We start from the raw sequence: 22,194 nt of genomic DNA on the forward strand, positions 1-22,194 counted from the left end.
CGCTTTACAGATCTTAGTTTACTTCACGCCAATATATGATGCGGTCGTGGCCGCGGTAAGTACCAAAATAGGCGGTCGCTCTCGGGTCTTGTAATACACCGGTGTTGGCATCAAAGTTCCAATACCATTGCAGCCATTTATCAACATGTTGCTGTAATGCCACTTCACCTTCAACATTCGGTGCTGGGAAGTAAATAAAACTATTCCCCAAACCTATTACCCCTGCAGTTCCAGAGCCTCCAGGGCTGGTATAGCCTGCTACATTTTCTAACCCCGTTTGCGGTGTTAACACCAGCCCGACGTCAGCAGTTGAAGTCGCGCTTGTGGTATTAAAAACTGAGCAGCTATCGGCGGTATTGGTAACCCACTGCCCGCTAGCATCAACGTATTGTGTCCCCAACTCTAACCGTAACTCTTCTGACGATGGCCCATAAGCATTTTGCATTTCTAAGCGACCATAGCGCAGTTCAAAAGTGTCATCTTGGGCGATATCCTCAAAGGTAAAACCGATACAAGATCCAGCAGCTGACGACCGATAGCAGATAGAGTCAGCATCTGTTACATCTGCTACAGACAAGTCTAAATCAAACTGCGCGTTAAACGGCCTAGCTAGCGACGATGTGCGATTATATTGCAGCTGCGCCCCTGATAAATACGCACGCTGAACAGTATTAGCGCTATCGACTGGGTAAAAATTAACGGCTCCAGATTTGGGTGAAGTGTCTGATACTTGCAGTGCAGCGCCATCTTCAGATGTCGCCAGCGAGGTATCACTATAGACACGGTCAGCCCAGTTAAGGCCGCTATAGCGCCACCAATTATCTATTTGGTAGTTATTGGTCACGGCATCGTTTTTATTTTTTCCCACAACCTGAATCGTCGGTTCGCTGCCTACGGCAAAACCAAATGGCTGATCCATGTAGGTAAAGGTGTTACAAGCAGCACTTAATGCAGGTTCATTGCCTTCGATACTCAGGTAAAAAGGGGTAAACCGGCCAAATATTTCGCTACTCGATTGTGACTCATCAATGGTCACACCTTGATAGTTAATATCGCCATCGAGTGCAAAACTAATGGCACCCACCTCTGAATAGGTTTGTGTGTTTAGCGTAAAAGGCGCGCTATTACTTTTAGTAAATTCAATGAGGTTTGCGCCAATCGACCCTAATACTCCATCAACGGAATCATTGGGGTTAATGGCCAATGGCGCTTTAAGCTCTGCCTTTATCTTAAGATCGCTTAGCTGAAAGTTTTTTAGTGCTGCCCGATCCTTAAAATCGCTGTTGTCACTTACACCACAAACCGCCTTAACATTCATCGTAAAGTCATCACCCGCTTTAGCTAAACGGGCGCAGTCAGCGGTAGTACAACCGTCATTGCCGGATGCATTAAAAAAGTGAAAACCATCGGGTGCAGATACAAACTGATCAGAATGCGTCAGCCATTTAGTCTGGCCACTACCATCATCCGGATCAATAACAACTCTGGCATCAAATTGAATTTTTCCCGCTTCTGGGTAGTTTATTTTAAGTTTTGCTCTGCCCTCACTATTAAACTCAGCCAGTAAGCCCTGCCCTACCAGGCCACTTTCAAGCACTACCGAGTTGGGAGTGCCCAACTGGCTGCTAACGGTCAGCTTTGCTTCTTCATTAATTGCCGTTTTACTAGGGCTGATATACTCAAAATCCATATCAATTTGATGTTGCTCGTTGGCAAAAACAGGCTTACACGCTTGCGTGATAGGATCCGTTTCAACGGCATAGAGGTCAAAAACAGCACTATCTTTACATGCTGTAGTGTTATCAATATCAAAATATATACCACTATTGGCGAAGGTTAAGTTACAGCCTTCATTGCTCACTGAAACGCCATCAATGTAACAGTAGTATGGCGCTATAGGTGCGGTTGCCGTTAAGCCAATATTAATGGTTCCAACACTGGTGTGCCATAAGTCCGTTGTGGTTGAATCGGTAAAGGTAATAGATTGATAATCTACGTTATCTTTAGTCAGCACCACACTTACAGGATCCGTTAACGTTGAACTACACTCATCGTCAGCGCAGGCTTCAATAGTGATGGCTTTGGGCGCACAGGTGAGTCCATTAGCGCTAAAACTAATGCGGTAATGATTAGCTGCTGGAGGCGCTTCGGTGTATTCAAAAGCAAAGTAGCCAACACTTTCTATAGTATGTCTGCGCTCAGCATCACCTTGCTGGTCTTCATCTAACGCAAAGCTCACTTGATTGGTAAAATCGGTTGTAGTACAGCGACGGATCCAACCGCCGTCAACTCCAGCCCGCTTATTTTTATTCGCAATCGTAATTGGCTGCGCAGTATAAGTTTGCAGGTAGGAGTTGTTGTAATTACACTGCTGGTTTAAAGTTCGATTCCCCTGGTTACTGTTCAGGCCATTGGCGAATTCATACTTTATATTTTTACCATCAATAGCCATCGAGCCTTGACCAAGCCCCGCGACATAACCTAATAACTCATCATTATCAATCGTAAGATTTATCTCTGAGGCTTCAATGCCTAAATTAAAATTGGTCTCAGTCACATCTCGAATAAAGGTGGTAACAAAGTCGCCATTATTCCAAGTTAATGTTTGCCCAAGTATCGCTGGAGCAGAACCAAATGCATGCCCAAATATAATATTGCTGTCACCTATATTTGGGCCACTAGCGTTCTTACCTTGGTATTGACTGGTAGAAACAAGCCCCGCTTGCAAGGCCTTACCCGTTTCTAAAAATCGATAACCTTGCTCCATAACAAAATAGTCGACCTCTTCCATCGCTTTGGCAGTGATACGGTTTCCAGGGGGGCTTTGCTGTGAAATACTGGCTGCCGCAGCAGTTCGGCTCACAACTCGAACAGTGGAAGGGCCATCACCATCGGCATTACTACCATCGATGGTCGGCATCACCATTACAAGCGGCGCTAACGCATAACTATTATCAAACGCGATATTGGCATTACCACTTGAGTCAAGGGTCACACGGCCAAATTCAAATTGTGGCGCAGGGCAAGTTAATAAGCTTGATGCCGGTACGATAGTAAGTTCATTGGCAGAGGGCGTCTGCCAGTACAATTTAAATGATTCATAACCAAACGCTTCATGAAAGCGAAGCTCTATAGTATGAGTGCCCTGCTCTAAAAGAGCTGTGCCCTGGTATGTAGTACAATTGCAGGTTGCATGGGCATTATAAAAACCAGTTATGACTTGCCCATCAATCAGCAGTTCAATCGCGTCATCACCATCTACAGCAAAGGTGTACATGCCGGTTTCGGGGGCATCAATGAATCCTTCAAACACGCCTAAATACAAGTCTTGAGCTGCAGCATCGTTAGAATGTGGATTAATGCCATCACCCTTTTGGTCTATATTGCCCTCTATCGATTCGCCTATTTGATAGGTGGTCTTTTTAACTTGGCTGATTAGGGTTTCAAATTGGTCATGGCTTGCAGGGCTGTTATTGCTACTACTCCATGGTCTAGAGTCATAAGTTCGGTAAGTTAAGCCCTCAAGGTTATCTTGCCCGGTCACACACTGCGCCGGTATTGACGGATTAACCCCGATGGCACTCGAGTCACCCATGGTTAAGTTAGCCGCTGTTACCTTACCGTCAATAAAGCTTGAGCCATACATAATCAATGATTCTTGGGCAAAAACGTCACCACTAATCTGTGTATCACCATTAAGCTGCAATTGATCATAAGCGATGATAGTTAGCTTATGCTTGCCGCCAGCATTCACCTTAGCACTATTAAACTGCGTAGAAGATTTTAAAAACATTCTTACGTCACCCAGCAGTACAATGTGACTATCGCCATTTAACGCAAGGCTCTCGAACCAGTAATCCCCCGCTGGCAATACCATGGCGGCACCAGAACCTAGCGCGACAGAGTCAAAAAAATATTCTGAATGGCTTGCAGACATGGTTAATGTGCAGGCGCTATATAAGCTTATTGATTTAAAATGCGGGTCAGAATCACCGCCTAAACTAAGTCCCTGTCCATCACTGCACCAACCAAAACCATCAACCGTGCCATTGCTATCCTTGAACTTATTCGTTCCGGTTAACTTTAACCCTCTAATATCCGCCCCAGCAACCGTGCACTTTCGGTCACCGCCAGAGGCTGTATCACAACTGGTATCAGGTAAACCATTACCGTCATTACTGCTGCAAAAATTTAAATCATTGCCTTCAGTACCGTTAATCCTGCTTTGACCATTCATAGTTAACATACTGTTAGGTTTACAATTACTACTATTGTTATCACCATGATGCGCTTGCGCCACATTAGGAAAAATAACGCTGTCATCGATATCATCAAAAGCGTTGGCTAAACAGGGGAGCAACGCTAACAGTGTAAGCAGCAGAGGTGATGCTAACTTTAATATTGGTTTAATCACGCGCTTCAACCTCCACTGTACGGTTAACCCGAATGCAATTGTCAGTGCTATTGGTGCCTGAATCACATTGCCCAGCGTGACATGTTGCGCTGCTCGTAATTAAATATTGGGTCATATTTGATGGGAGTGTTGTGGTGGTAACGGCATTACAACTTATAACCACACTGCAGCCATGAAAACCAACTAAGCCGGTTTCGGCTTCTATATCCCAAAGGGTGCTCGCATTACACGCCCCCGTGGAGATTTGATCAACCGGAAATAGTTCGGCCAAGGCACGATCGGCACCACTATTGGCTGCGGCAAATGCCCTTGTACCCCAAACCTCAAGATTAATTTGCTGATCTGCATCATTGAGCACATTGATAAGGGTCGCAGCCAATAAAAACATCACTGTAATGATGAACACACCAATGACCAACGCGCTACCGCCTTGCTTAGATGGCAGATGACGGTTGAACGAGATTAATCGACTGCGATACGCATTATGGGACATTTATCACCTGCACTTGATGGTGGTACTGTAGGACCTGCCCTTGAATATCAAATAAGGGGTTAAGGTGAACCATGGCATTATTTTGTAATGTGCCGGGAGTGTAGGCCATTGGACTGTTTAAGCCTATTGTATTGACCACATTTTCAGCCATAAGTACGCCGTTGCCCATTTGAACAGGCGAAGGTTGGGCAAGGTTGTTAAATGCATAATTAGTATAGCGCTTTAACTCACTTAACTCATCTGTGACCTTTTCAAAGCAGTAACTTACCGCACTTGTAATACCAAAATAGCGCTGACGAGGCGAGGCCTCGTTAAATTGCACTGTATTATTAAACACCACAAGGCTGGCATTATTTGGCATTGCATTAACAGCGTTAATAGAAAACAGCTTGCCTGAAGTGCCATTTGTGGCGGTATACACATCGGCAGGGCTTAGTGGGTAAATCAGTAATGATTGAGCATTGGTTAATGGTGCGCCGCTACTTGCTTGCATAACCATTGCTGTTGGCGCCGCGGCAGCTGGGGCAATAGGGGCGGTAATATAAGATGCGCTCGAGGCAATCGGCATCATTTCAATACACTGCCATTCGTTGGTGTAATCATTAATGCCATTGCCGATACTGCTTCGAATACGAATACTGTTGGGCACCGCATTACGGATATCACGGGTCATACGTTCCATCGCAAAGCGACTTTGCCCCATGACTTGCTCTACCGAGGTTGAGTCGATAAAAATTCGAGTACCAAAAATAAGAAAATTACTGACTGCGAGCACTAAAATGCCAAGAATAATAATCACAGTGACCAACTCAACCAGCGTAAAGCCTTGAGGTATATTACGGTAACGGCCCTGAGTCGCATTACAGCGAGGAGCTAACATTAATGGCAGCATTAATAGTTTCTCCTAATCGCGTTATAGGTAATGACTTCACCATTTGGGGTGGTTACATCAACCGTGACCAACTTGCTGTTTAGGCCCGCTCCGTAATAGCTCACGCTTACGGCTAACTGGTAATTGATGTAGCGGCTAATATACGTGTCGCCACTGTTGAGCATATTGTCGTTAATGTTTAAACCATCATAATCATCAACGTCGTTAAAGTCATTGCGGCCTTCACTAATACCCGAGATAGTATCAGGCCCAAAATCATCTTCTGCAGTGCAGCTTGCCCCTGCAGGCAAAGCTAACAAAGGTTTTGCCACTGCGCCGCACGCTGGGACGCCACCATTTGCGTTAGTATTTTGATCGTACCGCTTACCCCAAATTTCATTCAAAATCGAATGCGCTAACTCAGCAGAGCGCACTCGATGTAAGCTGTCAGCGGCTCGGTCTGCTTGCGGAAACAGCATGCTCGACATCATCACAAAGGCAATGCTGATCACAACCATCCCGACTACAAGTTCGACAAGGGTAAAACCGTTGCGTTGCGGTGTTGGCTTGGCACTTTTTAAACTAACCCGCATGAATATAGCCCTCCGACTCAATAGCAACCCATTGGGTTTCATCGGCCTTTACGCTAATACACTGACCATTACATAGGTTGCCATCAACTTTGGGTACGCCTTGAGCATCAAATTCGATACTAAATGAGTCATTAACCCCATACAGCAGCATTGCTCCACCTTGTAAAGCTTGCGCGGTATCAGTTCGCACAAGCGAGCCAGTACAGGTTTTCTCAAAACCGAGGACTTGATAATTAGTGGCGGTAACCTTTAATTGATAGCAGCGGTCTTGATTGTTTAGCGCCATCATCTGCACTTTACGCAACTCTGCAATAAATTCCTCCCGCAGCGTAAAGGCGCTGTAACTGGAGCTGGTAAACAAACGCGGCACAACCACCACAGACAAAATGGCAATAACAATGATGGTGGTCACAAGCTCAACTAACGTAAAACCCGTATTACGGTGCGTTGTTAGCATTTTTCGTCCCGATTAATTAAGCAGTGCTGTGAAAACGAATACAAGGCCAGCGTGTGGCTAACACCCAAACCTCAGTGACTAACTGCATAATGGCGCAGCTATATAAAATATCTTTATAAATAGCTTAATATAACAGTTTAATAATTATGGCAAACAAAACGCTCGTATTGCGGGGTTAGTTACAAAAAAGGCCTGCTGAGCAGGCCTTTTTTTAATAGGTAGCTAATTAACAATCATCAGCGCTAACAACATACTTCGGGGTAACCGTAGTCGACGTAGCTGGAGTGTAAGTCACATAGCACTCAATAGCGGTTGTCGCACCAAAACGCGGCGAACCGGCTTGATAGATTTCAACCGCACTTGCACCGTCATTTGTCGCAACCGTGACATACCAATCAGCGGCGACAGTTTCATCATCGCTAATGCTGATATCTAGCGCATTGGCTAGCTGCTCCTTAGTTGACACCAAGTAACCGTAGTTAGTCGTTGCCTCATTACCGGTTCCAGTACCAATATCAACGCTACCAAAATTTGCAGCTGCCGTACCCCCCTTAGTCTCTTCGCCAGCAATCGCTGCTTTTGAGAACACTAACGAGTTGGCACCTTGCAGCGCGCCTTTAATACCTTGCAAAGTTGACGCTCGTGCATCACTTTGTAAGTTAATAAACTTAGGCGCCGCAGTCACGGCTAAAATACCCAAAATAATAATCACAACCACTAATTCAATTAGGGTAAAACCACTTTGCTTTTGCATTCTCAATCTCATCATTTAACTCTATTAACAGCCGTTGTCGGTAATAACATAGGTCGGTACAGTGGTAGCAGTTGCTTCAGTGTAAACCAATTTACACGCTGCTTCAGAGCCTGAAGTAGTCACCTCAACAGGTGAGCCCGTCTGGGTAATGGTTGCCGTAGCAACTCCATCATCATCAGCACCAATAACAACAATCCAATCTGTAGCTGAAGCACCAAAATCGGCCTCAACAGCATTGTTTAATTCAGCAATAGTAGCTTGCAGATAGCCAAAATTAGTAACTGCTACAGCTGCCGCACCGATTTCAACACCGGGTATAGCTGTAGTCCAATCAGCAGTCGCATTCTTCTCGCCACCTGCTAACGCAGCTTTAGCAAATACCAGGCTGTTTGCACCTTGAATCGCGCCTTTAACGCCTTGTAATGCTGATGCTCGCGCATCGCTTTGAAGATTGATAAATTTAGGTGCGGCTGTAACAGCCAAAATACCCAAAATAATAATTACAACGACCAACTCAATTAGGGTAAAACCATTTTGCTTTTGCATATCAATTCCTCAGGATACTATCAACAGAGACGAGTTTTAACTATCCGCCATTAAATTTATTAAAAAACATGCTTAAATAAAATTCAACCTATAAAACCTAATTTATAAAGCTTTGTACTTGTCCATTCCCTGGGCTATACGTTACACCCTTACCATCAGTCAACAATGCCGATGTTGGTACACCTGTAGTGTCGTCAAGTTCTAACGACCCCACCAAATGGTATACGCACAAGTCTAACCCTGTGACATCATTACCATCGATATCAATACCACCCCCATCGCCAAGGTCACCACCAAGGTTAGTGCCAAGGCTCACCACATAACGTTGCTGACGCGCATCTTGTGTCGCAGACACATTACGCGGTGCATTTTGCAGTACCGTATTAAACACCTCACTACAGCGAGTCACATTCATAGCGGTTGCAGTGTTACCGCCTGTGCCTGTAGGGAAGCCAAATCGAGTATCTAATTGCACTCGCGTACCATCTAATACAACATTATTATTACGTCGCCCATCAACTTCCCATTGCGAACGAACAAAACTAACGGCTGTAGCTAGCCCACCTGCGACACCTTCAACACTGGCGTCTTCTGCGTCTTCAGTTACATTCAAAAACCGTGGTATTGCCGTTGCAGCAAGTAAACCTAAAATCACAATAACTATAACTAACTCTATAAGAGAGAAGCCTTTTTGGTACCGTTTAATCATCTTATATTCCCTTTGGTTTTATGCTTATTCTACCAGTAAGGCGAAAACAGCAAAACAGCTTCTTTCACTATTTAATGGCTTTCCGTCACAAATATGACCCGCCCAGAGGTCGTTTGATAGCTGATACTGCTTCCGTGAGTCCCCATGTAACGACAGACTCCGGTGTTAAAGTTATAGTCAATACTTAACGTTTCGGAGTAACCAGTACCCAACAACTCATCAATTAATTGACTACAACCCTTTACATTTTGCTGGTCAGGGATCGGCCAACCACCATCAGCCATCGCAACATAACCGATAACGTTATTGTTGCTGTTTAATTCACTATGCCAGTCCAGCTTAAGCTTTTGTGGCCTGCCTTGTAACTGCCATTGTGAACGTATAACACCCAGTATATTGAGCAACCTATTATGCTCATCATTAAAGCTTTGCTGGCTCACCTGCTTTAAACTGCCAAAGTACCCAAAAGCCAAATAAAACAATATTAACAATAGTATAACTAACGCAAATATCCTCTTTATTAGAGTTAAAAGTTCACTATCTGACTTTTGTTGACTAAGCACTATTAGGTCTCTTTGGTTGCATTAGTTGCCACCTTTAACCACATTGAGCATATCCCACATTGGCAAGTAAATCCCCAGTGCTAGAACGAGTACGATACAAGCCACAAACCCAATCAGTATTGGCTCTAGCTTTGCGGTTAAATTTTTAAGGTCGTAGTCAACTTCGCCTTCATAAAAGTCAGCAGCATCATTAAGCAACTGATCTATTTGGCCCGTTTCTTCACCAACCGCCACCATTTGCAACACTAACGGGGTAAATAATTGACTGCTATTGTGCACCCTGAGCATCGAGTCACCAGACTCTATTCCGCGCCGCATAGCAACAATACGATCATGCATATAAGCGTTATCGACGGCATCGGCCACCAAGCTTAATGCTTGCGTCATTGGCACTCCGGCACTGAGCATCATTGAAAAACTACGGCAATATCGAGACAACGTTGAGCGTTCAATAATACTGCCTACCGCTGGAATATTCAGTTTCCAGCGATCCCACTGTCGCTCACCTTTGCTGGTGCTATGCCAATAACGGATCCCCACAATAACCCCGATTAAAGTCACCAGCATTAATAGCCAATAGTTAACGAACAAGCTGGATGTATTTATCAGTATTTTGGTGGCCCATGGCAGATCAGCTCCAAAGCGTGAAAACATTTCGGCAAACTTAGGGATCACCATGATATTAAGGATCACTAATGCGATGCCGATGGCGATAATCACAAATATCGGATAACGCATTGCCGCTTTAATACGGCGACGGGTTTCCTGCTCACGCTCGATATAACCCGACAATTGCATAAATGCATCTTCTAGCCGCCCAGTATTTTCTCCGACATGGATCATGGACACAAATAGCGCATCAAATACATCTGGATGCTGATTCATTGCAGATGAAAGTGGACGCCCAGAGGTTAACTGCTCTGAAATATCATTAAGTGCATCTTTCATACGTTGCGAATGCGTTGTCTCTGACAAACCTGCAATAGCCCGTAAAATAGGAATACCAGAACGTGTTAACGAATACATTTGGCGGCTAAATATTTGAAGCTCTTCAAGTGCCACCTTACTTTTGAAAAAAGCCTTCAAGTCAAACTCTTTGACCTCTTTGGCTAGCACCAGCTCAAGCGGAATAATGCCGCGCGACATTAACTGATCAGCCGCCGCACTCTCGGAGCTCGCTTCTAGTAGCCCTTTGACCTGCTCTCCTTGGGCACTTCGGCCTCGATACTGATAAGACTGCATCACTAACCCTCAGCAACATTGAGTCGGTTGTCACTTGCGTCTTCAACAAGTTTAGCCACCTCTTCAATGGTCGTCATACCTTTAGCTAGGTAGTCCAATGCGGAGTCTGCTAACGGGGTAAAGTTTGGACTGTTATAAGCTGCACGGGTAAAGTCTTGCGGGTTACCCGTACGCATAGCTTCGATCATCGGCTCATCGAGCTCAAGTATTTCAAATACACCGATCCGCCCACGATAACCACTGCCGTTACAGCTTTGGCAGCCGGTACCAATTTTGAACGTAGCGGTCGATAAGTCAATTTTACTAACACTGGCAAGCCAAGCTTGATCTTGCAATGTTAGAGTATAATCAGTTGTGCAATTGGAGCAAACTCGGCGCACCAATCGCTGCGCAATAATCACTCTTAACGCGCTAGCCACTAAATAAGCCGCAGCCCCCATGTCTAAAAGCCTTAAAGCACTGGTAACAGCATCGTTTGTATGCAAAGTCGACAAGACAAAGTGACCTGTTAATGCACCACGTAAACCAATTTCTACGGTTTCTTGGTCACGCATCTCCCCCACCATGATAATGTCGGGATCTTGGCGCAATGTGGTTCGAAGTACATTAGAAAAGTCGAGACCAATTTTATGGTTCACCTGCACCTGGTTGATACGAGGTAGCTGAAACTCGACTGGGTCTTCAACGGTGATTATTTTACGGTCGGGTGTATTTAGCTCGCTCAAAACGCCGTATAAAGTTGTAGTTTTACCGCTACCCGTAGGCCCCGTGACCAACAACATACCGTGGGGACGACTGATTTGCTTTCTAACTCGAGTCAGCATGTCAGCAGGCATACCGGTTTCATTTAAGGTTAACAGCCCAGCCGATTGGTCAAGCAAACGCATTACAACAGATTCACCATGAAAAATGGGCATCGTCGACATACGTACATCTATCTCATGGCCTTTGATCTGGATATGAAAACGGCCATCTTGTGGCAAACGTTTTTCTGATATATCTAGCCCTGCCATTAGCTTTAAACGCAGCACTAAAGCGCCGGCGATATTGACTTCAGGCAAAATATTTTCATGTAACTGCCCATCAATACGCTGCCTAATCCGTAGTGCATTTTCACCCGGCTCAATGTGGATATCTGAGGCGCGCATTTGCACTGCATCTTCAAATATTGACTGCAAAAGCTTAACTACGGTGGTGTCGTTATCACTGTCGCTGTCAGTTAAGCTGGCAAGGTCAAACATTTCATCAGCGGCGTACTCTTCTTCAAGCATGCCAGCTATTTCGGCAATTTCGTCTGTACGCCGGTAAAGGTTATCAAATGCATCAAGTAGCTGATTTTCAGTAACAACGGCTATAGATATCGTCTTAGGTTCCAGTAGGCCTTCGAGTATATCCATGGCTTGTAGATCAGCGGGATCGCTCATCGCGACCACAACCGAGCCACCATTATCTTCAACCACTAACGCGCGGTAGCGGCGCGCTTGCACCTCAGGTAATAACCCTACCACCTTAGGTGAAATAGCGCGTTTACTGATATCTAAAAACGGAATATTTAGCTGCTGAGACAAAAAATGCAGTAACTGTTGCTCAGTAATGCAGGATAAATCAATTAGGGTACGCCCCAGCTTTTTGCCGCTATTACGTTGCTCACTGAGGGCTTGCCCAAGCTGATCATCGGTAATAATGTGCTCTTGAACGAGAAGATCACCTAAACGCATTTTTAACTTAGGTTTCACTGAAATGCTCCTAACTGCACTAATCGATTATCGACATAAGCTTGCGCCTTAGAAGAGAGATCTCCTTGCGCCAAGGCTTGCTGATACGCTTCATTCGCTTCGGTATAATTTTTCTGAGAATCGAGTGCATAACCTAGCCCCAACCACCAGCGACCACGGTTAGGCTCAGCTTGCGCTAATAATCTAAAGCTATTCTCTACCGTGGGAAAATCTTGCTCTTTTTGTGCAAGTTCGCTTTGCTGCTGCCACTTTTGTATTGCTATGTCACTACTGTCTGGAATTTTTTTCAAACTTAATAAGGCTTGTTGGTTATCGCCCAAGGCTTGCTGAATCCGTGCTAAGAGTAAATAAAACTCATACTCTTGAGGAAACAACAATTGCCCCTGTTTTAAAATATGCTCTGCTTCTGAAAGCTTGTTTTGACCATAATATAGCGAAGCAATCTGTCTGCGTGCTTGGTGTAAAGCTGGGTTATATGCCAGCGCCGCTTCGTAATAAGCTAACGCTTCATCAGGCAAGCCAGCATGTTTAGCATCGTGTGCCAAAATCATTTGCTTAAGAGCCAATTGCTTGGGAGTTAACTTAACCTCTTTTACCGCCACCTTATTAGTTACGTGCGGCTCAGGAGCAGGCTCTACTGCTGGCTTAGCTTGGCCGCCCTGCGTAACCGCAACGGGTACTTGCTGTACCGGCTCAGCAGCAACATTATTATCGACAACAGTATTTCGCTGATGATTAATCTGCGTCACGTTGTCATTTTGACCGTCTTGTCCTGAGCCCGCCTGCGCTTCTTGAGCTTTACTAGCAGGCTGAGCTTGTGGTGTACTTACCGTAGCGTTAGTGCTTTTTTGCTGGGTAGTATCAGCGCTCTCGTGCAAACTGAAACTTTTAGGGTTACTAACAAAAAATACAATTAAGCCCCCCACGATAAGCGACAATACACTGGCGGCTAACATTGGCAGTTTGGACTTCTGCTCAGGAAGAATCATGCCTTGTGTGGTTTCTATTCTTTCAATTCCATGAGGCTGTTGTCGTTTGTCTAAATCTTTGAGCATTTTGTTTATCACGCTCATACAACACCTCCTTTAACCCAATACAATGCCGCTAATGACATACTTGTTAATAATGCAACGCCTAAGCTCCAGCGCAATACGGTATTTCTAACGGGTAAAGCATCATCGGTATCTGCAACAGCAGCATCAACATGCTGCTTTGTCACTTGAGTCCTACCTTCACCAAAGCAAACAAGCAGCGCTTTGTGACATAAAATATTGAGCAATCTAGGCACGCCATGGGCTGCTTTAGCTAAGCGTTTAGCATTAGTCGGTGTAAAAAGCGCACTTCCTTCACTACCTGCCACTTTTAAACGGTGTTGTATATAAGCAGTAGACTCCTCTAGCGTAAGAGGCCGAAGGCGGTAGCTAAAAGTGATCCTCTGCCTAAGCTGCCTAAACTTATTCAGAGCCAATCTCTCATCCAGCTCTGGCTGGGCAAACAACACTACTTGCAACAGTTTACGGCTCTCGGTCTCTAAGTTGGTGAACAGTCGCAGTGCTTCTAAACTGTCATCAGGTAAAGCTTGAGCTTCATCTAAGACTAAAATAATTGAATGGCCATATGCACTTAGTGCCATCAGCTGTTGTTGAATCAGCCCCGATAATTGCTGCTGCCCAATCGAACTCGAATGTTTTAAGCCAAGCTCCATTGCCACAGCCCAACGCAGCTCATCGGGCGATAAGTACGGATTAGGTAAATAAGCACAATAATACCGCTCTGGTAACTCATTAATGAGTTTGCGGCATATTAAGGTTTTTCCGGTACCGACTTCGCCAGTTACCTTAATAAAGCCTTCTCCGGTTTGTAACGTAGTTTGCAGCACTTGCAAGGCTTCTACGTGTGGTGCTAAGCCGAAGAAAAACTCTGTATTAGGTGTTAGCGAATATGGCGGCTCAGTTAACCTAAAATGCTTTAGATACAATGATTACTCCCCCTCTGGGTACCAGCGGTTGAGCAACTCTTGAGAGCGTTTTAGCTCGTTTTGCCATGTATTAGTTCCCACAACAACTGGCTTAAGCAAAATGACTAATTCCGTTTTTACAGTAGAGTTAGCTCGGTTGGTAAACGCTTCACCTAAGTATGGAATATCACCTAAAAATGGGACCCTAGAAACAAGCTCAATAATCTCGCTTTTCATCAAACCACCAATAACGACCACCTCGCCACTTGCGGCTTTTATGACAGTATCGGACTCTCTAATTTCGCTCTGCGCTAGCGGCAGCTCTAAAGTACTTCCCGAAATTTGAATGGTTTTTGTTTGCTCATCAATATCAATTACTGATGGGTGAATATGCAAAATAACATTACCTTCACCATCAATTTGCGGCGTAACATCAAGCGCGATACCAGAGAAGAATGGCGTTAGCTCAACCTCTGGAGTGGTAACAGAAGCGGTACCTGTAACTGTGGTTGAAGACACATCAGTCACAAAGTACTCGTCAGTCCCAACTTTAATCACCGCTTTTTGATTGTTTGACGCCGTCACTCGAGGGCTCGACAGCACATCAACATCACCTTGAGTACTGAGCAAGCTAATCATGGTACTAAAGTCTGACCCCGTTAGCTGAATGTTAGCAACGCCACCTAATACACCTGTAATTGCGTCGCTTAGCCCGGCAGGTTCAGTGGTGCCAAAACTAATATCGGTATCGCCTGCGTGGCCCAATACGCTTTCCCAGTGGATACCTTGCTGATAGCCATCTGACAGGGTAACTTCAAGCACTTTAGCTTCGATAATCACTTGACGTTGCAAGTGCGTTTCTGCTGTTTTTATAAATTCACGTACTTGTCTAATTTCATTAGGAAATGCACGAACGGTAACAAGCCCTGCTTGTGGTGACACAACAACTTCACGACCATTGTCTTTACCGCCAATAATCGAAACTAAGGTTCCAGCTAACTCGCCCCAGAAATCAGACTCTGTACTTGAACGGATAAACGTACCGTTAGTTTGTTCGCCATTATCACTACTTGAATCACTGCTTGAACTACTCGAGCTGCTCGAACTGCTATCGCTACTTGAGCTGTCATTTTCGTCCGAAATCCGGCCAGAGTTAACCGAAGTTAATGACAAGCCTTGGCGCTCCATATATAAATAATTCAGTGCGAACGTTTCAGTGCGCATACCTGCTGGGAAGATACGTAAAATACGTCCTTGGCGGCTGACCTCGTAACCGTAAATATCTTCAACAACTTGCAGCGCTTCTTGGAGAGTGACCCCCTTTAACGAAAGCGACACTTTACCTGAAACATCAGGGTGCACTGCAACACTTAAAGGAGTGTCTTGTACAAGACTTGGGAAAAACACCTTTGCATCAACGTCATTTGCCGATACATCAAAACGGCGTTCTGGACGCTGCGAACCATTAAAACCTGATAACAAACTGCCAGATGCGAGCTCTTGCTGCACATCATCAGGCATTATTGCTGGAGGTGGCGCAACCGGCGCAGTTTCAGCCGCTGCACTGCTGAGTGATTCAGCAAGAACCTGCTTTGACTCTGCAGGGTTGGGTCTGTCTACAGATTGGCAGGCCACCAGCAATAATGTAAGTAAAGGGGTGATATAGTGTAATGAACGCATGTATTTATTGTCCCTTAATCTCGATAATTGCTTCGAACATTTTCAGTTTACGGCCATCCGCTAGCGACACAGTGTCTTCATCAATTTTCATGATTTTCACCCCATTCACTCGCTGACCCTGCTTATAAATTTGACCATTGATCACGGCAAAAGCACTATTGTGTTTCACCACAACGCTATTTAACGTCATTGTTTTACTGACACTTGCCGCGCTGTTACTCGCCACAATGACGCCCGAACCTGGTAGGGTCGGGTCGCGTAAACTCGCTGCACTTGCGCTAATGCAAAAAGTGCTGCAGATGACGAGCAATAACCCATTAATTGGTTTTAGCAACACTGATAAAGTCCTTATTAATACTGATGGTGTAGAGCTCTAAAGTAATTTCAGCTTTAGGGTAGACATCCACTTTGTAGTCCATACTGCGCCAATAGAGCTTATTTGGCATACTTTCGACCGCTTCAACAAAACGCAATACTGAAAAGTAATCACCGCTAAATTGAAGCTTGATTCCATGGCTATACAGATTCATCTTATTATCTTCCCCGACCTCTAACATTGGCGAGGGAGCAATAGAGTCAAATGCGGTTAACTTTAGCCCTTTCACGTTAGACAGAAGTCCCGCTAACAGGGTCGGCATATGATCAGCCGGCACCATATCAACCATTTCAAATGATAATGCTTCATCAATCTGTTTTATCTGTTGTTCAATATTGCCAAGCCGCTGGCTATATTCGATATCGGGATCGGTTGCCAAGCTCTGTTGATACAGCGCTATTTGTTGTTCCGATACACTGTTTTCATTTTTAATCGAGCTGACTTGCTGACTTAATTGAGTATGCTTGGTAAATAAAGACTCAAGCGGCAAATACAGTAGCATGCCGATGACAATAACGGCTGCGGCGGCAACCATTACTCTTTCGCGTTGACTCAGTGCATCAAACTTGGCGGCTGTTGCTGTCCATTGCTGCTTCATTGGCTAGCCTCCGCTTGCTTGGTCGCGACTTCTTCATTACTAGTAAGTTTAAAAGCAAGTGGCTGATCAGCACCGAGGTTCATGGTCATTGAGGCAAAAGCATGACCTTTTAAGGTTGTGGTTGTCTTCAATCTATCAATCCAGTTAGGCACACTTTGTGGATTAGTCGTGTAACCCTCAAAAATATAGCTATTTTCAACAACCTGAATGCGGTTCAACCAAAGGCTACTATCAGCGACACTGGCTAAATCAGTTAATAATGGAGAATAGCCAAAGCTGGTAAGCGCCTCTTGTTTGCTTAATTTACCCATCAGCAATTGTTTCAGCTCCAGTTGTTGGGCTTTTAACTCAACTTCAGCCACTAGAGCTGCACTAGGCTTCCTTTTTGATATTTCGGCTTCAAGCTGCGCCTTTTGACTATTTAATGCATTTTTTGTTTGTTGTAATTTAGCCTTGTCAGCTTCAAGGTTTGATACCAAGGTATATGCCAGTGCAATGCCAATAATTAATACTGCAACAATCCCCGCCAACGTTTGAGTCAATCTTAAGAAAGATAAACGTAACTTAGCGGGAAATAGTGATTCGGAGTAGAGGTTAACCCTTAACTTCATGCTGCATCACCTCGAGAAAATTCAGCCAACGCCATTTGCGAGTAAATAGCCTCGACAGATTCAGCTTGGTAAGGGGTCACTTCCTGATTGAAGTTTTCGCTAATTAATTCGGCCAGTTTGTCGCGCGCGCCCACCATTAATAAGTCGATTGACACAACAGGCGCTTCACGTAATTGGCTTTCGAAATAATCCATTGACCGCTGGATCTCTAGACTTAAGTTATCTGCTAGACCAAAAGCCAGTTCTTCAGCAGCAACACTTTGTAGCTGGGTAAAACCCCTGACTCTGCGCTGCATGAATAATTCACCATTTTTTACAACGGCGAGCAGCATCTCTCCGTCCACACAATGACTTAAGATCAACCTAGCTTGGTTATCACTAAATAGATTGGTTATGGCCATCTCTTCAATCGTGACACCGCAAATGTCGATGCCAACATCTCTGGCGGCTGTAAACAAGCTCACTAACTGCTTTTTTTCAGTGACGACAACATTGAGTTTATTTGTGGTTTGCTTGGAAGATTCAAAAAAATCGAGGTGGATATCAGACACAGGCTGACTCACTAGATCTTTAACTGACCACAGTAGAGCCGCACTAATGTCTTCGGGTTCAACATTGGGTTTATCAACCAAAATGAGTTGATAAAAATCTGCCGATAAAACGATATGAACTTTAGCGGTACCCAGTGCTTTGACAATCTGCTCAAATGCACTCGTCCAGTCCATTTTATCAAAGGAGTAGCTAGAGAATTGTTCTGCACAATGTTCAGTCGCAGCTTGATAGACCAATATTTTTTCGGCGCATATATACAAACCTAACTCAGTTTTAAGAGTCGATTTACGCCAAAATTGGAGTTTATTTAACCAGCTTGCTTCCATTCATCCATGCCTCAAAAACTGTCGCTTTGTACTCAAAAGCCTTAAACAGGTCGAACTATTTGTTTCGGCTTATTTTTGCAGAACTCTATCGGTACTAATTTTAAGGTTAGAACAATAGTCTTCTTATGTCATTAGTGTAACTACTAATGCCATAATATTATACGTAAATATGATAGAAACCATTTGTTCATCATGCTTTTGAATGAAAAAAACGGTTAAATCTCCTCCACCGGTTCGCTAAAGAAGCTTCCTTGCCCGGCGCTGACGCCTAAAATCTGTAAAGTTTGCCATTCTTCAAACAATTCTACTCCCTCAGCGCAAATTTGAACGTCAGGACGATATAATCCTGCGATAAGACTACGTATAAAAAGTTGATTCTCTGCTCGTAAATGTATTTGGCTGACAATAGAACGGTGCAATTTGATTAATGAAATCGGATAATGTTGGATATATTCGGTACTGACAACTTGCTGACCTACTTTATCGACACAAATACTCGCGCCCATCTTATTCATCATGTCCAACGGCTCAGCTAATACCGTTTGATTATTCACTAAGATACTTTCATTAATTTCAAAAATAATTCGTGGAACTAAATGTCGATATTCTAATAACGTCGTTTGCAACCAACGTACAAAAGCCCGGCTCGTTAATGTGTCTAAACTCAAATTAATACTGAACGATAAACTCGTATCATATTGCTTTGGTAGCACGTCAAATAACAACATCTCGACCGCTTGCCGCTCTAATTGCGGGGTTAAACCACACTTAATGGCCATCGGCATAAATAACGTGGCTCTTACTAAGTTACCTTGAGTGTCGCGCAGGCGGCACGAAAGCTCTTGGTGATGAGCATTAGAGTCAGTGTCGACCACAGGTTGCGAAAATAAAAACACCCGCTTACTCACCAGTACATTTTCTAAAAAGCTGCGCCAGCGTACAGAGCCTTTTGATAATGCCCCTGCTGCGGCGCCTTTATCATACATAAACCAACTACTGTCACCTTGGAATTGCGCTGTACGCAAAGCCTGCTCCGCCTCTTCGACCAAGCTTTCTTTGTCATCACCCACTTCAAAGTAAGCGCCACCAAAATGAATAAAATCATCTGGTATTTCAAGTAGGCTATTGATTTGGCTAAGACTTACTCTTAGTAGTTTTGCGGCAATTTTATCGGCTTCTTTCTGTGATACTTGTGGTACAACAACCGCAAATTGATTGTAAGAACGGCGCGAAAAAATACTGTTAGCTTGGCCTGCCAACAGCTGATTAATGGTTGCAATAATTTGTGACAGCATTTCATCGACCAACGGCTCGCCAACCTCTTTACTTAATAAATCGAGATCTTCCATCTCAAACAAATACAAAACGCCGGGCGTGATCATGCCTGAGCGATCGCTTAATGCATCTAAGCGATTTTTCAGAAACAGACGATTACCAACCCCTGTTGTTGCGTCTAAAAACGTATTTGAACGGATAAACTGATCAAAGCGAGCACGATCTTTATTTGTATCATGTAGCTCTTGCAGTAAAAGGCTTAGCGCGCGATTGATCAACCGAGGGCGGCCGTCACCTTTCGTAGCTAATGCTTCATCTCGGTTACCAGTTAAGATTAAGTTTGAACGGTGTGCGAGATGCTCTATGCCACGCAATTGATAAGTTAACCACTTAATACCAAAACGTACAAACAGCATAATGGCAAGAGTGCCAATACACACAATTAAGCCTTCATAAACGCCCACTTGGTGCTTATTAAAAGGAGGCGGCAAGACCAACTCCATCGATAAACCATTTTCGAGCTCACTGTTATAACGCACGTTAGCTGCGGCATGGTTAAGCGAGCCAAACTGAAAAACTATCTGTCCATCCTTTTTCAGCACTAATGATTTAGCTTTAAATGCCTGCAATATCGGGGGTAACCAGTCATTGAGTTGCCAGGTATGGTCAGTCTGGGCGACTGAAAACTGCTGCTGTAACATTTGTTCCAGTTCATGCACTTTGTTTTGCTGGAAAGTATAAGTCAGCTGCACAAAACTCAGCATCGCTGTAAGAGCACAAATAGAGGCAACACCAACTAATGACATCAGCCAAAAACTAGTGAGTTTCTTGGTAAGAATTCGTGTCAATATCATACGTCCGCTTCCTGCAGGATCTTATACTGTGTGGAGGTTTTTCAGCCAATAAAGGTTTGAGTTGATTATTAAACAGCCTTTAATAAAAGGCAAAGTAAAACAGCAGAAACAAAAAAGGGGCCTAAGCCCCTTTATCAATATAAACCGCTTATGCGATTAAGATTCCATGTAACCTACTGGTAATGTAGTGATCTTAGCAACACCCGATTTAATCGCTGCTAGCGCTACCGCTTTAGCGACATTAGGAAGTAATCGAGGGTCCATCGGTTTTGGAATAACGTACTTAGCACCAAACTTAAGCTCACTTACATCTGGATATGCCGCAAGTACAGAGGCCGGAACGGTTTCTTTTGCTAAATGGGCAATAGCATGTACTGCAGCCACTTTCATTTCATCATTAATCTGCGATGCACGCACATCTAGAGCGCCACGGAAAATGAAAGGGAAACACAATACGTTATTCACTTGGTTTGGATAGTCGCTACGGCCGGTACCCATAATCAAATCTTGACGTACAGCATGCGCTATTTCTGGCTTAATTTCAGGATCTGGATTTGAACAAGCAAAAATAACTGGTTTATCAGCCATTAACGCGATGTCTTCTGCAGTTAACAGATCTGGGCCAGATAAGCCTAAGAATGCATCAGCACCTTTAATCACATCTTGCAGGGTTCGTTTATCTGTATTGTTAGCAAACAATGCTTTGTATTCATTGATATCTTCACGGCGAGTGTGGATAACGCCTTTTCTATCAAGCATGTAAATGTTTTCGCGTTGTGCGCCACATTTTACAATCATGGTCATACAAGCAATAGCTGCTGCGCCTGCACCTAAGCATACAAATACTGCGTCTTCAATCGCCTTACCTTGAATTTCTAATGCGTTGATCATGCCAGCGGCAGTCACAATAGCGGTACCATGTTGATCATCATGAAAAACCGGTACGTTGCAACGTTCAATCAAGGCTTTTTCAATTTCAAAACACTCAGGCGCTTTAATATCTTCAAGGTTAATACCGCCGAACGTATCAGCTATCGCTTCAACCGTATTAATAAACTCTTCCGACGTTCTGTGTTTAACCTCAATATCTGTCGCATCAATGTTAGCAAAGTGCTTAAATAATAGCGCTTTACCTTCCATTACAGGCTTAGAAGCCAGAGGCCCTAAGTTACCTAAACCAAGAATAGCAGTACCGTTTGAAATCACAGCCACGGTATTACCCTTACCAGTAAAACGGTAAGCGTTTTCAGGATCGGCTGAAATTTCACGCACAGGTTCGGCCACTCCAGGGCTATATGCTAGAGCGAGATCCATGCTAGATTCTGCGGGCTTGGTTAGGCAAACTGCTGTTTTACCTGGTACGGGAAATTCATGATAATCGAGGGCTTGTTGACGAAGATCGGCCATTTTTCTAATCCTGAGTGCGACTAATTATAATCCAAAGCGAAAGGTCGACAGCTAAACTGCATACTTACAGTGTAGTCATGCTCGTTTGATGCAGCTCTATAATGTAGCAAAGCTCAACCCAAGCAAACAGCAAGCTGATAGACAATAAGATACTTGAATAATAGCGTATTTCAAATAAGT

General features: G+C 44.2%; 20 protein-coding genes. All 20 read right to left on the minus strand.

The genetic code is table 11. The features are described 5' to 3' along the window. Positions 1 to 13: 13 nt before the first annotated feature. Positions 14 to 4,414 (minus strand): DUF6701 domain-containing protein, encoded by a 4,401-nt coding sequence (locus tag RGE70_RS15950; RefSeq protein WP_310472424.1) that lies wholly within the window; start codon positions 4,412 to 4,414, stop codon positions 14 to 16. Then, complete coding sequence (locus tag RGE70_RS15955; protein WP_310472425.1) at positions 4,407 to 4,907, minus strand: MSHA biogenesis protein MshP; 501 nt, start codon at positions 4,905 to 4,907, stop codon at positions 4,407 to 4,409. Before RGE70_RS15955 ends, RGE70_RS15950 begins: the two co-directional genes overlap by 8 nt. Further along, positions 4,897 to 5,799 (minus strand): PilW family protein, encoded by a 903-nt coding sequence (locus RGE70_RS15960; RefSeq protein WP_375087868.1) that lies wholly within the window; start codon positions 5,797 to 5,799, stop codon positions 4,897 to 4,899. The genes RGE70_RS15955 and RGE70_RS15960 overlap by 11 nt, the downstream gene beginning before the upstream one ends. Beyond that, the gene (locus tag RGE70_RS15965; RefSeq protein ID WP_310472426.1) at positions 5,799 to 6,371 is read right to left on the minus strand and encodes a type IV pilus modification PilV family protein; all 573 of its coding nucleotides are present in this window, start codon (positions 6,369 to 6,371) and stop codon (positions 5,799 to 5,801) included. Before RGE70_RS15965 ends, RGE70_RS15960 begins: the two co-directional genes overlap by 1 nt. Further along, complete coding sequence (locus tag RGE70_RS15970; RefSeq protein WP_310472427.1) at positions 6,361 to 6,828, minus strand: prepilin-type N-terminal cleavage/methylation domain-containing protein; 468 nt, start codon at positions 6,826 to 6,828, stop codon at positions 6,361 to 6,363. Before RGE70_RS15970 ends, RGE70_RS15965 begins: the two co-directional genes overlap by 11 nt. Positions 6,829 to 7,054: 226 nt before the next feature. Beyond that, a complete protein-coding gene (locus tag RGE70_RS15975; RefSeq protein WP_310472428.1) occupies positions 7,055 to 7,582 on the minus strand; it encodes a prepilin-type N-terminal cleavage/methylation domain-containing protein in 528 nt (175 codons plus the stop codon). A 24-nt stretch (positions 7,583 to 7,606) separates the two neighbouring features. Then, positions 7,607 to 8,128, minus strand: a complete 522-nt coding sequence (locus tag RGE70_RS15980; RefSeq protein ID WP_310472429.1) for a type II secretion system protein — start codon at positions 8,126 to 8,128, stop codon at positions 7,607 to 7,609. Between the two features lie 97 nt (positions 8,129 to 8,225). After that, a complete protein-coding gene (locus RGE70_RS15985) occupies positions 8,226 to 8,834 on the minus strand; it encodes a pilin (RefSeq protein WP_310473005.1) in 609 nt (202 codons plus the stop codon). A gap of 74 nt (positions 8,835 to 8,908) precedes the next feature. Next, positions 8,909 to 9,277 carry a hypothetical protein gene (locus RGE70_RS15990; protein WP_375087869.1) on the minus strand — a complete coding sequence of 123 codons (369 nt, stop codon included), beginning with the start codon at positions 9,275 to 9,277 and terminating at the stop codon, positions 8,909 to 8,911. Positions 9,278 to 9,421: 144 nt separating this feature from the next. Continuing rightward, positions 9,422 to 10,642, minus strand: coding sequence for a type II secretion system F family protein (locus RGE70_RS15995; RefSeq protein ID WP_310472431.1), 1,221 nt, complete (start codon positions 10,640 to 10,642; stop codon positions 9,422 to 9,424). A 2-nt stretch (positions 10,643 to 10,644) separates the two neighbouring features. Continuing rightward, positions 10,645 to 12,378, minus strand: coding sequence for a GspE/PulE family protein (locus tag RGE70_RS16000; RefSeq protein ID WP_310472432.1), 1,734 nt, complete (start codon positions 12,376 to 12,378; stop codon positions 10,645 to 10,647). Continuing rightward, entirely contained in the window at positions 12,375 to 13,451 is a 1,077-nt protein-coding gene (locus RGE70_RS16005) for a tetratricopeptide repeat protein (protein ID WP_310472433.1), read from the minus strand. The genes RGE70_RS16000 and RGE70_RS16005 overlap by 4 nt, the downstream gene beginning before the upstream one ends. Next, complete coding sequence (locus RGE70_RS16010) at positions 13,448 to 14,356, minus strand: ExeA family protein (protein ID WP_310472434.1); 909 nt, start codon at positions 14,354 to 14,356, stop codon at positions 13,448 to 13,450. The genes RGE70_RS16005 and RGE70_RS16010 overlap by 4 nt, the downstream gene beginning before the upstream one ends. Positions 14,357 to 14,359: 3 nt before the next feature. Then, positions 14,360 to 16,015 (minus strand): pilus (MSHA type) biogenesis protein MshL, encoded by a 1,656-nt coding sequence (gene mshL / locus RGE70_RS16015; protein ID WP_310472435.1) that lies wholly within the window; start codon positions 16,013 to 16,015, stop codon positions 14,360 to 14,362. A 4-nt stretch (positions 16,016 to 16,019) separates the two neighbouring features. After that, positions 16,020 to 16,352, minus strand: coding sequence for an MSHA biogenesis protein MshK (locus RGE70_RS16020; protein ID WP_310472436.1), 333 nt, complete (start codon positions 16,350 to 16,352; stop codon positions 16,020 to 16,022). Continuing rightward, positions 16,333 to 16,989 (minus strand): MSHA biogenesis protein MshJ, encoded by a 657-nt coding sequence (locus RGE70_RS16025; protein ID WP_310472437.1) that lies wholly within the window; start codon positions 16,987 to 16,989, stop codon positions 16,333 to 16,335. Before RGE70_RS16025 ends, RGE70_RS16020 begins: the two co-directional genes overlap by 20 nt. Continuing rightward, a complete protein-coding gene (locus RGE70_RS16030; RefSeq protein WP_310472438.1) occupies positions 16,986 to 17,600 on the minus strand; it encodes a PilN domain-containing protein in 615 nt (204 codons plus the stop codon). The genes RGE70_RS16025 and RGE70_RS16030 overlap by 4 nt, the downstream gene beginning before the upstream one ends. Beyond that, positions 17,597 to 18,478: an MSHA biogenesis protein MshI gene (locus tag RGE70_RS16035; RefSeq protein WP_310472439.1), complete on the minus strand. Its 882-nt coding sequence runs from the start codon at positions 18,476 to 18,478 to the stop codon at positions 17,597 to 17,599. Before RGE70_RS16035 ends, RGE70_RS16030 begins: the two co-directional genes overlap by 4 nt. Positions 18,479 to 18,693: 215 nt before the next feature. Continuing rightward, on the minus strand, positions 18,694 to 20,607 hold the full coding sequence (csrD, locus tag RGE70_RS16040) for an RNase E specificity factor CsrD (RefSeq protein WP_310472440.1): 1,914 nt from the start codon (positions 20,605 to 20,607) through the stop codon (positions 18,694 to 18,696). A gap of 156 nt (positions 20,608 to 20,763) precedes the next feature. Further along, positions 20,764 to 22,014, minus strand: coding sequence for a malic enzyme-like NAD(P)-binding protein (locus RGE70_RS16045; protein ID WP_310472441.1), 1,251 nt, complete (start codon positions 22,012 to 22,014; stop codon positions 20,764 to 20,766). Between the last annotated feature and the right edge of the window lie 180 nt (positions 22,015 to 22,194).

Source organism: Shewanella youngdeokensis, assembly GCF_033180165.1.
GTDB classification, from domain to species: domain Bacteria; phylum Pseudomonadota; class Gammaproteobacteria; order Enterobacterales; family Shewanellaceae; genus Shewanella; species Shewanella youngdeokensis.

Bases quoted from the DNA above. Each gene is read 5' to 3' on its own strand.
- RGE70_RS16005 (WP_310472433.1), bottom strand. From the start codon at position 13,451: ATGAGCGTGATAAACAAAATGCTCAAAGATTTAGACAAACGACAACAG.
- mshL (WP_310472435.1), bottom strand. From the start codon at position 16,015: ATGCGTTCATTACACTATATCACCCCTTTACTTACATTATTGCTGGTG.
- RGE70_RS16035 (WP_310472439.1), bottom strand. From the start codon at position 18,478: ATGGAAGCAAGCTGGTTAAATAAACTCCAATTTTGGCGTAAATCGACT.
- csrD (WP_310472440.1), bottom strand. From the start codon at position 20,607: ATGATATTGACACGAATTCTTACCAAGAAACTCACTAGTTTTTGGCTG.
- RGE70_RS16030 (WP_310472438.1), bottom strand. From the start codon at position 17,600: ATGAAGTTAAGGGTTAACCTCTACTCCGAATCACTATTTCCCGCTAAG.
- RGE70_RS15965 (WP_310472426.1), bottom strand. From the start codon at position 6,371: ATGCGGGTTAGTTTAAAAAGTGCCAAGCCAACACCGCAACGCAACGGT.
- RGE70_RS15970 (WP_310472427.1), bottom strand. From the start codon at position 6,828: ATGCTAACAACGCACCGTAATACGGGTTTTACGTTAGTTGAGCTTGTG.
- RGE70_RS16025 (WP_310472437.1), bottom strand. From the start codon at position 16,989: ATGAAGCAGCAATGGACAGCAACAGCCGCCAAGTTTGATGCACTGAGT.
- RGE70_RS15995 (WP_310472431.1), bottom strand. From the start codon at position 10,642: ATGCAGTCTTATCAGTATCGAGGCCGAAGTGCCCAAGGAGAGCAGGTC.
- RGE70_RS15955 (WP_310472425.1), bottom strand. From the start codon at position 4,907: ATGTCCCATAATGCGTATCGCAGTCGATTAATCTCGTTCAACCGTCAT.
- RGE70_RS16045 (WP_310472441.1), bottom strand. From the start codon at position 22,014: ATGGCCGATCTTCGTCAACAAGCCCTCGATTATCATGAATTTCCCGTA.
- RGE70_RS15975 (WP_310472428.1), bottom strand. From the start codon at position 7,582: ATGCAAAAGCAAAGTGGTTTTACCCTAATTGAATTAGTGGTTGTGATT.
- RGE70_RS15980 (WP_310472429.1), bottom strand. From the start codon at position 8,128: ATGCAAAAGCAAAATGGTTTTACCCTAATTGAGTTGGTCGTTGTAATT.
- RGE70_RS15960 (WP_375087868.1), bottom strand. From the start codon at position 5,799: ATGCTGCCATTAATGTTAGCTCCTCGCTGTAATGCGACTCAGGGCCGT.